Source organism: Mycolicibacterium hippocampi (genome assembly GCF_010723735.1).
Lineage (GTDB): Bacteria > Actinomycetota > Actinomycetes > Mycobacteriales > Mycobacteriaceae > Mycobacterium > Mycobacterium hippocampi.
Genome location: NZ_BLLB01000002.1, coordinates 5,720,914 through 5,734,832, shown reverse-complemented (window position 1 = coordinate 5,734,832; position 13,919 = coordinate 5,720,914). Strand labels below are relative to the sequence as shown.

The 13,919-nt window shown below is 66.5% G+C and carries 14 protein-coding genes; 7 read left to right on the top strand and 7 right to left on the bottom strand.

What is annotated here, in order from left to right; translation table 11 throughout:
* The 4 genes from cyp51 to G6N53_RS28565 are packed head-to-tail and all read right to left on the bottom strand — an operon-like array spanning position 1 to position 4,020.
* A complete protein-coding gene (cyp51, locus tag G6N53_RS28580) occupies positions 1-1,356 on the bottom strand; it encodes a lanosterol 14-alpha demethylase (protein WP_163894906.1) in 1,356 nt (451 codons plus the stop codon).
* The gene (locus G6N53_RS28575) at positions 1,353-2,180 is read right to left on the bottom strand and encodes an SDR family oxidoreductase (protein WP_163894904.1); all 828 of its coding nucleotides are present in this window, start codon (positions 2,178-2,180) and stop codon (positions 1,353-1,355) included. The genes cyp51 and G6N53_RS28575 overlap by 4 nt, the downstream gene beginning before the upstream one ends.
* Positions 2,181-2,200: 20 nt before the next feature.
* Complete coding sequence (locus G6N53_RS28570; protein WP_163894902.1) at positions 2,201-3,427, bottom strand: cytochrome P450; 1,227 nt, start codon at positions 3,425-3,427, stop codon at positions 2,201-2,203.
* Complete coding sequence (locus G6N53_RS28565; RefSeq protein WP_163894900.1) at positions 3,424-4,020, bottom strand: TetR/AcrR family transcriptional regulator; 597 nt, start codon at positions 4,018-4,020, stop codon at positions 3,424-3,426. Before G6N53_RS28565 ends, G6N53_RS28570 begins: the two co-directional genes overlap by 4 nt.
* A 174-nt stretch (positions 4,021-4,194) precedes the next feature.
* Between G6N53_RS28565 and G6N53_RS28560 the strand changes: the two genes are divergently transcribed.
* From G6N53_RS28560 to G6N53_RS28540, 5 genes are read left to right on the top strand one after another with little or no spacing between them, the layout of a single operon-like run.
* Positions 4,195-5,664: an aldehyde dehydrogenase gene (locus G6N53_RS28560; RefSeq protein ID WP_163894898.1), complete on the top strand. Its 1,470-nt coding sequence runs from the start codon at positions 4,195-4,197 to the stop codon at positions 5,662-5,664.
* A 28-nt stretch (positions 5,665-5,692) separates the two neighbouring features.
* On the top strand, positions 5,693-6,454 hold the full coding sequence (locus G6N53_RS28555; protein ID WP_163894896.1) for an SDR family oxidoreductase: 762 nt from the start codon (positions 5,693-5,695) through the stop codon (positions 6,452-6,454).
* 31 nt (positions 6,455-6,485) lie between these two features.
* Positions 6,486-7,349 (top strand): NAD(P)-dependent oxidoreductase, encoded by an 864-nt coding sequence (locus G6N53_RS28550; protein ID WP_163894894.1) that lies wholly within the window; start codon positions 6,486-6,488, stop codon positions 7,347-7,349.
* A gap of 4 nt (positions 7,350-7,353) precedes the next feature.
* Positions 7,354-7,806 carry a carboxymuconolactone decarboxylase family protein gene (locus G6N53_RS28545; RefSeq protein WP_163894891.1) on the top strand — a complete coding sequence of 151 codons (453 nt, stop codon included), beginning with the start codon at positions 7,354-7,356 and terminating at the stop codon, positions 7,804-7,806.
* Positions 7,803-9,029, top strand: coding sequence for a hypothetical protein (locus G6N53_RS28540; RefSeq protein ID WP_163894889.1), 1,227 nt, complete (start codon positions 7,803-7,805; stop codon positions 9,027-9,029). Before G6N53_RS28545 ends, G6N53_RS28540 begins: the two co-directional genes overlap by 4 nt.
* Here G6N53_RS28540 and G6N53_RS28535 read toward each other — a convergent pair.
* Both G6N53_RS28535 and G6N53_RS28530 read right to left on the bottom strand, forming a co-directional pair.
* Positions 8,968-9,609, bottom strand: a complete 642-nt coding sequence (locus G6N53_RS28535; protein ID WP_163894886.1) for a TetR/AcrR family transcriptional regulator — start codon at positions 9,607-9,609, stop codon at positions 8,968-8,970. The two genes, G6N53_RS28540 and G6N53_RS28535, sit on opposite strands and share 62 nt — an antisense overlap.
* A gap of 31 nt (positions 9,610-9,640) precedes the next feature.
* Positions 9,641-10,903 (bottom strand): cytochrome P450, encoded by a 1,263-nt coding sequence (locus G6N53_RS28530; protein ID WP_163894884.1) that lies wholly within the window; start codon positions 10,901-10,903, stop codon positions 9,641-9,643.
* A 117-nt stretch (positions 10,904-11,020) separates the two neighbouring features.
* Here G6N53_RS28530 and purD point away from each other — a divergent pair, with 117 nt between their 5' ends.
* A complete protein-coding gene (purD, locus tag G6N53_RS28525) occupies positions 11,021-12,304 on the top strand; it encodes a phosphoribosylamine--glycine ligase (protein WP_163896427.1) in 1,284 nt (427 codons plus the stop codon).
* On the opposite strand, the gene G6N53_RS28520 is transcribed toward purD, so the two are convergent.
* Positions 12,301-13,152, bottom strand: coding sequence for an alpha/beta hydrolase (locus tag G6N53_RS28520; protein WP_163896426.1), 852 nt, complete (start codon positions 13,150-13,152; stop codon positions 12,301-12,303). The genes purD and G6N53_RS28520 overlap by 4 nt on opposite strands.
* Positions 13,153-13,226: 74 nt before the next feature.
* Here G6N53_RS28520 and G6N53_RS28515 point away from each other — a divergent pair, with 74 nt between their 5' ends.
* A complete protein-coding gene (locus G6N53_RS28515) occupies positions 13,227-13,847 on the top strand; it encodes a TetR/AcrR family transcriptional regulator (RefSeq protein ID WP_163894882.1) in 621 nt (206 codons plus the stop codon).
* Positions 13,848-13,919: the final 72 nt, after the last annotated feature.

The following is a 13,919-nucleotide window of genomic DNA, read 5'->3' as shown; positions in this document are numbered from 1 at the left end:
TCAGTCCTTGACTCGCTTGCGGTAGCGGACCTTGGCCGGCTGAGCGAGCTGCACCACCATCTTGGAATGATCGTTGCGGTAGCTCTCCGACGGCTGCGACATCTCGAATGTGTACTCGCGCAGCAGTACCGAGAATACCGCCTTGATCTGCATCTGAGCGAACGCCGCCCCGACGCAGCGGTGCTTGCCCGCTCCGAAGGGAATCCACGTCCACCGGTTGGCCAGGTCCTCCTGTCGGGGCTTCAGGTAGCGGTCGGGGTCGAAGTCGTCCGGTCGGGGGAAGTCCTCGGGAATCCGGTTGGAGACGGCAGGCGAGGCGGCCACCATCTGTCCCTTGTGAATCGGATGGCCCGCCACTTCGAACTCGTCCTGCGCGACGCGCATCAGGATGATGAGCGGCGGATGCAGCCGCAGCGTCTCCTTCAGTGAGTTGTCGAGCTTCGGGATCTGGCGCAGCGCATGGAAACTCACCTCCTGGCCGTCGGCGTAGAGTTCGTCGAGCTCCTGCTGCACCTGGGCGTAGACGTCAGGGTGGCGCAGCAGCTCGATCAACGTCCACGACGACGTTCCCGAGCTGGTGTGGTGACCCGCGAACATCAGCGAGATGAACATGCCGGTGACCTCGTTGGCCGAGAAGCGCGGATTGCCCTCCTCGTCCTTGATCGACACCAGCACGTCGAGCAGGTCGCGATCCTCCTTGCCCTTGGGCGGGTCGGCGATGCGGCCGTTCATGATCTCCTGCACCAGCGCAACGAGTTTGACGCGCGACTCGTCGCGGATGCGGAAGCTCTCGATGTCGAGGTAGGGGTCGACGTAGCACAGCGGGTCGGTGCCGCGTTCCAGTTGGTGGTAGTACTGGGCGAAGCGACTGTCGAGCTGTTCCCGGAACTTCAGCCCGATCAGGCACGCCGTGGACGTGTAGATCGTCAGCTCCGAGAAGAAGTCGAGCAGCTCGATCTCACCCTCGTCCCCCCAGTCGGCGATGATCTTCTTGACTTCGTTCTCGATCGTGGCGGCATGGCCCTTCATCTGCTCGCCGCGCAGCGCAGTGTTGTGCAACATCTCCGCACGACGTTCGGGGTCGGCGTCGAACACCACCCCCTCCCCGAAGATCGGCGTCATGAACGGGTAGGCCTCGGCCTGGTTGAGTTCGCTGTCGCTGGAGCGGAAGAAGAACTCATTGGCCTCTGACCCCGACAGCATCACCACCTGTTTGTCTGCCAGCTGGAACCAGCCGACGTCACCACACTCTTCACGGATCCGGTTCATCAGGCCGATCGGATCGGTCCGGAACTCCTCGAGATGGCCGTGTTCCTCTTCGCCACCGGAGACGCGGGGCACCACTGCTGTCGTCATGACTTCAGGTTCTCCTCGTTCAGGACAAGTTTCTGGCGGTCGGCAGGATCACTCGCCAGAGGGGCTTCGGGCTGCAGTTCCATGTTGGCGATGAACCCACCTCGGGGGGTCTCGGCGACGAAGGTGATGGCCCGCGCGAGGTCGGCGGCCCGCAGGAAGTAGTCGTGGCGGGCCTGACCCCATTTGGCCCAGTCCTCGAGAGCGGGGCCGATCAGGTCGGCGGGCAGGCTCCAACCCATCCCGGTCTTGGTGGGGCCGGGGTGCACGATCGACGCCCGCACCCCGGTGCCCTCCAGCTCCATCTGGAGATTGTTGACCATCGCGACCAGAGCCGCCTTGGCCGCGCCGTAGGCGCCCATGTGCGGGCGCTGCCGCAGCGCCACGTCGGAACCGACGAAGATCAGGTCGCCCCTCTGACGCTCGATCATTCCGGGCAACACCGCACCGGCGACCCGGTTGGCGCCGATCAGATGGATCTGGATCTGCGACTCGAACTGTTCGGTGCTGATGGCCTCGATCTTGCCGAAGTAGGTGTCACCCGCCCCGGCGACCAGTAACTCGATCTCACCGAGCTCGGAGGACACCTGCTCGACGCAGGACTTGACCGAATCCGGATCGGTGACGTCCAGATGGACCGCGATGGCTTCGCCGCCGTCAGCGCGGATCTGCTCGACGAGCTCCTGGCACTTCTCCACCCGGCGCGCGCCCAGCGCGACCGGAAAGCCGTGCGCGGCAAGGTCGACGGCTGTCGCCGCGCCGATACCGGAGGAGGCGCCGGCCACCAGGGCGGGCCGGCGGTCGGGCAGTGGGTCGAAACGGGGCATCTGAGACCTTTCCGGCCGTGCTAGCGGACCTGGACAGTGATCGGAAGATGGGCGAATCCGCGCACGTTGCTGGAATGGACGCGGACGGCGTTGGCCTCGTCGACCTCGTATCCACGGATTCGCTTGAACAACTCGGCAAGTGCCACCCGGGCCTCCATCCGCGCGAGGTGCGCGCCGAGGCAGAAGTGGGCACCGCTGCCGAAACTCATCAGCTTCGAACCGATCTCCCGGCCGATGACGTAGTCATCGGGGTTCTCGAAGACCCGTTCGTCGCGGTGCGCGGAGCCCGGAAGCAGAAGCACCACATCACCCTCGGGAATCGTGGTGTCGTACAGCGTCAGTTCACCGGACACCGTGCGGGCCAGGATCTGACTGGATGTGTCGTAGCGAAGGGTCTCCTCCACCCACAGCGGCACCCGCTCGATGTCCTCGTACACAGACGCCAGCTGATCGGGGTTGCGGTGACCCCAGAAGGCGGCATTGGCAAGGAGTTTGGTGGTGGTCTCGTTTCCGGCGATCACCATCAGGAACATGAAGCCGAGGATCTCGTCGTCGGTGAGCCGGTCTCCGTCGATCTCGGCTTCCAGCAGTGCCGACGTCAGGTCGTCGGTGAGTTGCTTGCGACGTTCGGCGACCATCGCCTGGTAGTACACGATCAGGTTGATGGACGCCTCGACCGCCGCGGCGGGAACGTCGTTGACGCCTTCGTCGCGGTGCATCACCCCGTCCGCCCAGGCCCGCACCTGGTCGCGGTCGGCCTGCGGGACCCCCATCAACTCGGAGATGACGTCCATCGGCAGCTTGCCCGCGAAATCGTTGACGTAGTCCACTGTTCCGGAGCCGCTGCGCGCCTTCTCCAGCATCGTGTCCAGATGTCCGACGGTCAGCTCGGTGACCCTGGGCTCGAGCTCCCTGATGCGTCGCGGCGTGAAGCCCTTGGACACCAGGGTGCGCAGCCGCAGATGGTCGGGATCGTCCATCGCCAGGAAGGACATCGTCTTCGATGCGTGCGGTCCACGCGAGGCCGGGTCGAGCGAGACGCCGTAGGAGTTGGACAGGGTCGTGCTGTTGCGGAAGCCCTGGAGCACGTCGCGGTGCCGCGACAACGCCCAGAAGCCGAGTTCTTCATTGCGATAGAGGGGGGCCTCGTCGCGGAGCCGTTGGTAGTACGGATACGGATCCTCGTGGAAGTCGTAGTCATACGGATCGAGGATGGCGTCGCTCACGGCGCCGCTGTTGGTGGTCATCGGTCCTCCCCGACGATGAGGCCGACCACATAGCTCAAGCGGTCGGCGATCTGGTGATAAGTGAATGCCCCGCTGCCGGCGTTGACCAGCGCACCGAAGAACGTCATCTCCAGCGCGGCCGGCGTGCGCGGGTCGCTGTCCGGGCCGACGGCGGCGCGGATGCGGCGATGGATCTCGACGCCGATCCGTTCCCGTACCGCCCGCACGGCCGGATCGTTGCCCGACAACAGTGCGGTGGTGCATGCCGCGGCGACCTCCGGCTCGTCGGCGAGCGTCAGCGTCATCGCCCGCAGCGTCTTCTCCACACGGCTGGCCCTGCTGTCGTTGACGTCGGTGAAGTACTCGACCTGCTGCATGAGGTCCAGGTAGACCTCGGCGATCAGGTGGTTCTTCGACGAGAAGTAGGTGTACGCCGTCGCCGGTGCGACCTTGGCCCGTGCCGCGACAGCACGCACGGTCAGATCGGCGTACGACGACTCGCGCAGCATCTCGACGCCGGCGGACAGGACTTTGCGAAAAGTCTCTTCCTGCCGACGGTTCCGAGGTGGTTGGCGCGCCTCATCTGAAAGCGCGGCCGCTGCATCACTGGACACATGTCCAAGTTATCCGACACTGCCACCTGCAGGCAAGCGAAGTTGAAAAACGGCAGTTCAACCGGCTTGTTCTGGCAGCAAGCCCACCCGACCTTGCCTCGCCCGGTGATCTGGGTCTATCGTTCGAAGGAAATCAGTCGGACAGCTGTCCAGGGCGCATAGACAGGAGGTCGGATGCCAATCCTGGCCGATCGCGAGAGCCGGCTGCTCATCGACGGCAAGCTCGTCGCTGGCAGCTCGGGAACGTTTTCCACCGTCAATCCGGCGACCGAGGAGACGCTCGGCGTCGCGGCCGACGCGAGCGTCGAGGACATGAGCACGGCGATCGGAGCCGCCCGGCGAGCCTTCGAAGAGACGGACTGGTCCACCGACACCGCCCTGCGGGTGCGTTGTATCCGTCAACTCCAGGACGCGCTGTCCAAGCATGTCGAGGAGCTTCGGGAACTGACCATGTCCGAGGTGGGCGCGCCGCGGATGCTCACCTCGGCAGCTCAGCTGGAAGGACCGATCGCCGACCTGTCGTTCTCGGCCGACACTGCCGAGAACTACCAGTGGCGAATTGATCTCGGCATCGCGTCGCCGATGGGGATCAAGACGCAACGCACCGTCGCCCGCGAGGCCGTCGGCGTGGTCGGGGCGATCACCCCGTGGAACTTCCCCCACCAGATCAACTTCGCCAAGATCGGACCGGCGCTGGCCGCGGGCAACACCGTCGTCCTGAAGCCGGCGCCGGACACCCCGTGGTGCGCCGCGGTGCTAGGTGAGCTCATCACCGAGCACACCGACATTCCCGCCGGTGTGCTCAACATCGTCACCTCCAGCGACCACGGTGTCGGGGCATTGCTGTCGAAAGACCCTCGGGTGGACATGGTCTCGTTCACCGGCTCGACCGCCACCGGGCGCGCAGTGATGGCCGACGGCGCCGCCACGCTGAAGAAGGTCTTCCTGGAACTGGGCGGCAAGTCGGCGTTTCTGATCCTCGACGACGCCGACCTGGCCGGCGCCTGCTCGATGGCGGCGTTCACCGCGTCGATGCATGCCGGGCAGGGCTGTGCGATCACCACCCGGCTGGTGGTGCCACGGAATCGATACGACGAGGCAGTGGAAGCCGCCGCCGCGACCATGGGCGGACTCAAGCCGGGTGACCCGACGAACCCCGGCACCATCTGCGGGCCGGTGATCTCGGCCAGGCAGCGCGATCGCATCCAGGAGTACCTGGATTCCGCGATCGCCGAGGGTGGCCGATTCGCCTGCGGTGGTGGCCGTCCCGCCGACCGTGACGTCGGCTTCTTCATCGAGCCGACGGTGATCGCCGGACTGGACAACACCGCGAAGGTGGCGCGCGAGGAGATCTTCGGCCCGGTGCTGACGGTCATCGCCCACGACGGCGACGACGACGCGGTCCGGATCGCCAACGACTCCCCTTACGGACTGTCGGGCACCGTCTTCTCGCCCGACCTCGACCGCGCGAACTCGGTAGCGGCGCGGTTGCGGGTGGGCACGGTCAACATCAACGGCGGTGTCTGGTACTCGGCGGACTTGCCGTTCGGCGGTTACAAGCAATCCGGTATCGGCCGGGAGATGGGGCTCGCAGGTTTCGAGGAGTATCTCGAGATCAAAGCGCTTGCCACGGCGGCACAGTAACTTCAGACAACGACGCTAGGAGACATGGGTGGCGCTCTACGGAGACCAGTTCACGGAGAAGGTGGCCATCGTCACCGGAGCCGGCGGTGGCATTGGCCAGGCCTACGCGGAGGCGCTCGCCCGCGAAGGCGCGGCGGTGGTGGTGGCCGACATCAACACCGAGGGGGCCCAGAAGGTCGCCGACGGCATCAAGGGGGAGGGCGGCAACGCGCTCGCCGTGCGGGTCGACGTCTCCGACCCGGATTCAGCCAAGGAAATGGCGGCGCAGACACTTTCGGAGTTCGGCGGCATCGACTACCTGGTCAACAATGCCGCCATCTTCGGCGGGATGAAGCTCGACTTCCTGATCACCGTGGACTGGGACTACTACAAGAAGTTCATGAGCGTGAACCTCGACGGTGCGTTGGTGTGCACCCGCGCGGTGTACCGCAAGATGGCCAAACGTGGCGGCGGGGCGATCGTCAACCAGTCCTCGACCGCGGCATGGCTGTACTCGAACTTCTACGGGCTGGCCAAGGTGGGCATCAACGGCCTCACCCAGCAACTGGCCACCGAACTCGGCGGGCAGAACATCCGGGTCAACGCGATCGCGCCGGGCCCGATCGACACCGAGGCCAACCGCACCACCACTCCCCAGGAGATGGTGGCCGACATCGTGAAGAACATCCCGCTGTCGCGGATGGGCGAACCCGAGGATCTCGTCGGCATGATGCTGTTCCTGCTGTCGGATCAGGCCAAGTGGATCACCGGCCAGATCTTCAATGTCGACGGCGGACAGATCATCCGCTGATGAGCGCTTGCGCGAAGAGGAGACAGCGCTGATGAGCACGGAGTTGAAGCTCGGATACATCGGCCTGGGAAATCAGGGCGCGCCGATGGCGAAGCGGCTCGTCGACTGGCCGGGCGGACTCATCGTGTTCGACGTGCGCACCGAGTCGATGACGCCGCTGGCCGAACTCGGTGCAACGCTGGCCGACAGCGTTGCCGACGTTGCGAAGGCCGACGTCATCAGCGTCACGGTGCTCACCGACGCGCAGGTGCGCGACGTGGTGGCCCAGCTCGCCGACCACGCCGAGCCCGGCACCGTCATCGCGATTCACTCGACGATCGAGCCCGACACGGCTGTCGAACTTGCTGAGCAGCTGCGGCCCAAGGGCATTCACATCGTGGATGCTCCGGTCAGCGGCGGCGCCGGCGCAGCCGAGAAGGGCGAGCTCGCCGTGATGGTCGGTGCCGACGAGGATGCCTACGCCGTGGTCAAGCCGGTGTTCAAGCAGTGGGCGTCGATGGTGGTCCGCGCGGGGGAGCCGGGGGCGGGAACCCGGATGAAGCTGGCCCGCAACATGTTGACCTTCGTCGGGTTCGCCGCCGCGTGCGAGGCGCAGAAGTTGGCCGAGGCGGCCGGTATCGATCTGCAGAAGCTGGGTCGGGTAGTGCGGCACAGCGACGCGCAGAGTGGTGGCCCGGGCGCGATCATGGCCCGCGACGACACCAAGCCGTTGCAGCCCGACCACTTCTTGTACGACATGTTCGTCCACACCCGCGGTCTGGGCGAGAAGGATCTGCGGCTGGCACTGGGTCTGGGTGAGGCAACCGGGGTGCAGTTGCCGCTGGCAGAGATAGCGTTGCGTGACCTGGCCGCCGGACTCGGTGTGCCGCACACGACTTCGACGACGAAGGAGTAGCCACATGGACGAGCTTCGACAAAAGGGCCTCGCCAAGATGAACGAGGTCTACGGCTGGGAGATGCCCGACATCCAGGGCGACCCCTACTTCGACCTCACCGTCGACCACCTCTTCGGCACCATCTGGACCAGACCCGGACTGTCGATGCGCGAAAAGCGCATGATGACCCTGACCTGCGTCACCGCGGTGGGCAACGCGGATCTGGCCGAGATCCAGGTGAACGCGGCGCTGCACAATGGCGAGCTCACCGGAGCTGAGCTCAAGGAGATGGCGGTTTTCCTCACGCACTATCTGGGTTTTCCGCTGGGTTCGAAGCTGGACGGGGTGGTGAGCAAGGTGTTGGCAAAACGCAAGAAGGCAGCCGAGAAGGGCGAGTCCGAAGACAAGAAGGCCAACGTCAATGCGGCGTTGAACATGCACTCGGGAAGCAAGCTCGATGATGACCAAGATCGATGATGAGTAGGTATGCCGCGCTGTCGCGCGAGGAGCTCGCCACGCTGGTGCCCGAGTTGCTGTTGATCGGTCAACTAATCGACCGGTCGGGAATGGCTCACTGCATCAGCGCCTGGGGTCGGGATGAGATGCTTCAGGTGGCCATCGAGGAGTGGGCCGCGTCCAGTCCGCTCTACACCAAGCGGATGCAGAAGGCGCTCAACTACGAGGGCGTCGACATCTTCACCTTGTTCAAAGGACTGCAGCTGGACATCGGCGCCCCACCGCAGTTCATGGATTTCCGCTACACCGTTCATGACCGATGGCACGGTGAGTTCCACCTCGACCACTGTGGCGCACTGCTCGACGTCGAGCCGATGGGCGAGGACTACGTCCAGGGGATGTGCCACGACATCGAGGACCCGACGTTTGATGCCACGGCGCTGGCCACCAATCGCAAAGCCCAGGTGCGCCCGATCCACCGGCCGCCCAGGGTGCCGTCAGACCAGCACCCGCACTGCCGGTGGACGGTGATCATCGACGAGTCCTATCCCGAGGTTCCGTTCATACCGGCGATGGACCTCGTCGCCGCCAGCCACGCACACTCGTGCGAACTCGAGCCCATCGATCCGAACGACGAAGGCATGGCCGACTATTCGGGTGAGTTGCTCGCCGACGTCGACTTCGGCGCGTTCTCGCACTCGGCGCTGGTCCGGATCGCCGACGAGGTGTGTCTGCAGATGCACCTGTTGGTGTTGTCCTTCACGATAGCCGTCGAGAAGCGCGCCAAAGACGATGTGGCGCTGGCGCGTTCCATCCGGACCAAGCAGCTGATCGGCATCGCGGGTGTGGCCGCCGAGCGGATTCACAAGGCACTCAGGCTGTCCAGTGATGTCAAGGGTGCACTGCGCGTTCTGGAGCTGCACCCGTTGCTCAATCCCGCCGCATATGTGTGGGCCGACGTCGCCCCCGACTCGCTGCATGTGCGCCGGTCACCGGCCCACGAGGATGATTCCTGGATCTCGCTGGTCTCGCCCGTGGCCGACCAACCACTTCAGGCTGTCGTCCAGGCGGTCGACCCGCATCTGCGCGCCGAGGTATCAGGCACCGAATCCGACTGGACCGTGCGCGTCGTCGAGACCGACACCGCGGCAAAGGAACTGCCCGAGGTTGCGGTGTGCAAGTTCAGTGGCGGCGCATCGTGGGTGTTCGAGGATCGCAAGTCGTTGCCGCTGACGGTGGTGTGAGCGCGTTGCCCACCCACCTGCGCAGGTAGGAGCGCAGGTCGTCGGCCTGTCTTGGCGGGCGTCCCGGGTCGATGACAAACGACTGGATGATGCGCAGCAGATGCTCGGCCAGCTCGTCGAGATCGGCATCGTGACAACCCGCCGCAGTCCAGTCGACGTCGAGACGTCCCACCATGTCCCGGCCGAATCGCAGCGCGATGTCCGAGGTGACGGATTCGACGTGGGTCGCGCCGCCGGGGACCATCAACAGACCGATGTACTTCTCCCGCGGCAGCCACTCCAATGCGGTGGCAACGGCTTCGGTGACGGCCTCCGCGGGATCGTGGATTCCCGACAGATGCGCGGCCAGCCGGTCCAGGAACCCGTCGACGGCGTGCACCGCCGCGGCGACGAGCAGCGCCTCGGTGCTGGCGAAGTACCGGTAGACCGTCTGCCGGGTGACCCCCACGGTGCGGGCCACATCGGAGATGCTGAAGTCGGCGCCCTTGTTCTCGATCGCTTTCCCCGCCGCGGCGAGGATCCGCGCGACTGCCTCCTCGTCATTGGCAGGCGCTGAACCGGACCAGCCGTGGGTGCGCACGAAGGAACTCTAGGCCACCCGCGGGCCGGACTCAGCGGTAGGCGACCTGCAGGTCTTTGACGCCGTTGATCCAGCCCGACCGCAGCCGTTGCGGCTCGGCGAGCTTGGTGATGTCGGGAATCTGGTCGGCGATCTCGTTGAACATCAGCTTGATCTCCATCCGGGCGAGGTTGGCGCCGATGCAGAAATGGGCGCCGTTCCCGCCGAACGCCAAGTGCGGATTGGGGCTACGCAGGATGTCGAATTCGAAGGGCCGCTCGAAGACGTCCTCGTCGAAGTTCGCGGAGCTGTAGAACAGCCCGACCCGCTGGCCCTCGCTGATCCTCGCACCGCCGATTTCCACATCGGCCAGTGCGGTGCGCTGGAAGCAGTGCACGGGTGTGGCCCAGCGGATGATCTCCTCGACCGCGCTCTCGGGTCGCTCGCGCTTGAACAGCTCCCACTGGTCGGGGTTCTCCAGGAACGCGTTCATGCCGTGGGTCATCGCGTTGCGGGTGGTCTCGTTGCCGGCCACCGCCAGCAGGATCACGAAGAATGCGAACTCGACGTCGCCCAATGGCTCATTGGTCTCGCCGCCTTCTTCCCCCAAGTCCGCCTGGATCAGCCTGGTGACGATGTCGTCGGCGGGGCAGCGGCGGCGCTCCTCGGCCATGTTGTAGGCGTAGCCCATCAGTTCGGCGTTCGCGACGGTCGGGTCGGAGTCGAAGTCGGGATCGTCGGTGTTCATGATGCAGTTGGTCCAGTGGAACAGCTTCTCGCGGTCGCCCTCGGGCACCCCGATGAGGTCGGCGATCGCCAGCAGCGGCAACGGCATCGCAATGTCGTCGACAAAATTGCCGGAGTCTCTCTCCAACGCCGAACGCACGATGCCGCGCGCGGCGACGGCCAACTTCTCCTCCAGGGCGACGATCGCCCTGGGCGTGAACAGCCGCGAGACGATCTTGCGCAACCGGGTGTGCTCGGGCGCGTCGTGGTTGATCAGCAGCGCCTTGGTCAGCTCGAGCTGGTCGGCGGTGACGCCGTCGGGCAAGCGCATCACCGCGCCCTTGCGGTTGGTCGACCACAGCGAGCCGTCCCGCGAGATCGCCTTGATGTCCGCGTGCCGACTGATCACCCAGTAGCCGCCGTCGTCGAAGATCGACTCCTCCTGGGCGTTCCACCACACCGGCGCGGTCTTGCGGAGTTCGGCGAACTCGGTGACCGGAATGCCTTTGAGCAGGACATCCGGGTCGGTGAAGTCATATCCGTCGGGCAGGAACGGGCAACTCTGCAACCCGTCGTTCGTCGTGGTCATGTGGGTTCACTCCTGATGTGACGTGCAGCACTTTCGTTAGACCATACACCGATGCAGCCAACTGTATGGCCGATGGGGTCGGACTTCCCGGCCGATGTGCGATTAGGGTGGGCTGCTGTGCACGTCCTGGTGGTCGGATCCGGAGCCCGTGAACACGCGCTGCTGCTCGCGCTGCGCCGAGACCCGGAGGTCGATGCGCTCACCGTGGCGCCCGGCAACGCGGGCACGGCGGCACTCGCCGACCAGTACGAGCTCGACGTGACCTCCGGTGAGGCGGTCATCGCTCTCGCGCGCCGCATCGGCGCCGACCTGGTGGTCATCGGACCTGAGGTGCCGCTGGTTCTCGGTGTCGCCGACGCGGTGCGCGCAGCCGGTATCGCCTGCTTCGGGCCGACGAGGGACGCCGCCCGCATCGAGGGCTCAAAATCCTTCGCCAAGGACGTGATGACCGCGGCGGGAGTACGCACCGCCGGCAGCGAGATCGTCGACAACCCCGCCCGCCTCGACGCCGCGCTGGACCGGTTCGGCCCTGCGGGCGGTGAGCCGGCATGGGTGGTCAAAGACGACGGCCTGGCGGCCGGTAAGGGTGTGGTGGTCACCGCCGACCGCGACGCCGCCCGCGCGCACGCCGCCAGCCTGCTCGAGGCCGGCCACCCGGTACTGCTCGAGTCGTTCCTCGACGGTCCGGAGGTGTCGCTGTTCTGCGTCGTCGACGGGGAGACGGTGGTTCCGCTGCTTCCGGCGCAGGACTTCAAGCGCGTCGGCGACGGCGACAGCGGACCCAACACCGGTGGCATGGGCGCCTACACCCCGCTGCCGTGGCTGCCAGACGAGATGACCAGCCGCATCGTCGACGAGGTCGTGAAACCCGTTGCCGCCGAACTCGTCAACCGGGGCTGCCCGTTCTCGGGTCTGTTATACGCCGGGCTGGCCATCACCTCGAGCGGTCCGGCCGTTGTTGAATTCAACTGCCGCTTCGGCGATCCCGAGACCCAAGCGGTGCTCGCGCTGCTGGAATCCCCGCTGGGACAGCTGTTGCGGGCGACCGCCACCGGAGAGCTGGCCGGCCAGCCGCCGCTCCAGTGGCGCGATGGCGCGGCCGTGACGGTCGTCGTCGCCGCGGAGAACTACCCGGGTCGCCCCAGGGTGGGTGACGTCATCCACGGTGCCGAGCCGGGCTCCGAGCACGGCGGAAGCGTGCTGCATGCCGGCACCGCCCGCCGCGATGATGGCGCCGTGGTGTCCTCGGGCGGCCGAGTGCTGTCGGTGGTGGGTGTCGGCGCCGACCTGGCTGCCGCGCGCGACGCCGCCTACCGGCGTATCGAGTCGATCCGTCTGCCGGGCAGTCATTTTCGGACCGACATCGGCCTCGCGGCCGCGGAGGGGCGCATCTCCCTCTAGGCGGTGAGCAGCGGCGCCGCCCAGGTGAGTTCACCGGTCAGTTGTGAGGACCAGTACGACGCGTTGTGCCCGCCGGGGGAGAAGCTGCCGGCCGGCGGCGCCGCCAACTGCGCGATGAACTGCTGCGTCGCCGGGTAGAAGGGATCGTCGTAGCCGCAGTCGATTCGCAGCGGGATCCCGTCGAGCGCGCCCGGACCCCACACGCTGTTGGCGGCGTAGTCCTCGGCGCCGTCGAACGCGCCCGGCGCCGCGGCCCCCGCCGATGTCCACAACGCAGGGCTGACCGCGCAGATCGCGGCGGTGCGTCCGGCGCCCAACCGCGAGCCCAGCAGCATCGCGCCGTATCCCCCCATGGACCACCCGAGAAAGCCCACCCGGGAGGTGTCCAGGCCGTGGTCGCCGAGAAGCGGGAGGAACTCGTCGAGCACCATCGCCCCGGAGTCGTCGCCGGACGCGCGGCGGTGCCAGTAGCCGTTGCCCCCGTCGACCGCGGCGAGGGCGAACGGCGCGATGCCGGCCCGGACGGCATCCGCCAGGAACTGCTCGGCGCCCATCGACATCACGGTCTGGGCGCTGGAATCCTTGCCGTGCAGCAGGATCACCGGCCGCAGCGGGGCCGCCTGGCCGGGCGGGCGCGCAATGATCCAGTTGGTGACCGCCCCGCCGCGGGCAGCGGACACGAACGATCCGGCGGCATAGGTCGGAGCCGGGACGGGTGGTGCCTGCGGTACAGGCGGTGCGCCTGCGGCCACTGCGGCGCCCAATGCGTACCCGCCGGCGGCCAGGACGCCAGTGCCCAAGCCGATTTGCAGGAGCGCGCGGCGGCTGATGTCGGACATGGGCGCCATCATGCCATCGCGGTGCCCGGGTAAAGGACGGTGATTAGTCGAAACCCCGATGCCGAAACCTCCTGACTGGCACGATGCTAGAGGTGACGGCAGCAGTCACTCCCAAGGGAGAACGTCGGCGGTATGCGCTGGTCAGCGCAGCTGCCGACCTGCTGTGCGAAGGGGGCTTCGACGCGGTGCGACATCGTGCCGTCGCCCGCCGTGCCGGGCTGCCGCTGGCGTCCACCACCTACTACTTCTCGTCGCTGGAAGACCTGATCGCCAAGGCGGTGGAACATGTCGGTACCCGGGAGTCGGTGGAGTTGCGGGAGCGGGTCGCCACGCTGTCGCGCCGGCGCCGCGGCGCCGAGTCCATCGCCGACATCCTGGTCGACCTACTCGTCGGCGACAGTCCCGAACGGGTTACCGAACAACTGATCTCGCGGTACGAGCGGCTGATCGCCTGCGCCCGCCAGCCCAGCCTGCGTGACATCCAGCGGCGCATCCTCGCCCAGCGCACCAACGCCGTCCTCGAGGTCGTCGAACGGTCCGGCAGATCCGTACGCGCGGAACTGCTCACCGCCCTGGTGTGCGCGGTCGACGGTGCGGTGGTGGCCGCGCTCGTCGGGGACGGGGACGGGCCGCGTGCGACGGCCAGGGCGACCCTGATCGACGTGATCGACATGCTGGCTCCGTTCCATCCCCAGCGTTTGTGATCGACGAAGTTTGCGGTTGACCCTGCACGGCAATTCCGACTGACCCATCATGGATTTTCCAGCGAGCGGTCA

Bases quoted from the DNA above. Each gene is read 5' to 3' on its own strand.
- G6N53_RS28570 (WP_163894902.1), bottom strand. From the start codon at position 3,427: ATGACCACCAACAGCGGCGCCGTGAGCGACGCCATCCTCGATCCGTAT.
- G6N53_RS28575 (WP_163894904.1), bottom strand. From the start codon at position 2,180: ATGCCCCGTTTCGACCCACTGCCCGACCGCCGGCCCGCCCTGGTGGCC.
- G6N53_RS28520 (WP_163896426.1), bottom strand. From the start codon at position 13,152: ATGGCGCCCATGTCCGACATCAGCCGCCGCGCGCTCCTGCAAATCGGC.
- G6N53_RS28560 (WP_163894898.1), top strand. From the start codon at position 4,195: ATGCCAATCCTGGCCGATCGCGAGAGCCGGCTGCTCATCGACGGCAAG.
- G6N53_RS28550 (WP_163894894.1), top strand. From the start codon at position 6,486: ATGAGCACGGAGTTGAAGCTCGGATACATCGGCCTGGGAAATCAGGGC.
- G6N53_RS28545 (WP_163894891.1), top strand. From the start codon at position 7,354: ATGGACGAGCTTCGACAAAAGGGCCTCGCCAAGATGAACGAGGTCTAC.
- cyp51 (WP_163894906.1), bottom strand. From the start codon at position 1,356: ATGACGACAGCAGTGGTGCCCCGCGTCTCCGGTGGCGAAGAGGAACAC.
- G6N53_RS28530 (WP_163894884.1), bottom strand. From the start codon at position 10,903: ATGACCACGACGAACGACGGGTTGCAGAGTTGCCCGTTCCTGCCCGAC.
- G6N53_RS28515 (WP_163894882.1), top strand. From the start codon at position 13,227: ATGCTAGAGGTGACGGCAGCAGTCACTCCCAAGGGAGAACGTCGGCGG.
- G6N53_RS28540 (WP_163894889.1), top strand. From the start codon at position 7,803: ATGATGAGTAGGTATGCCGCGCTGTCGCGCGAGGAGCTCGCCACGCTG.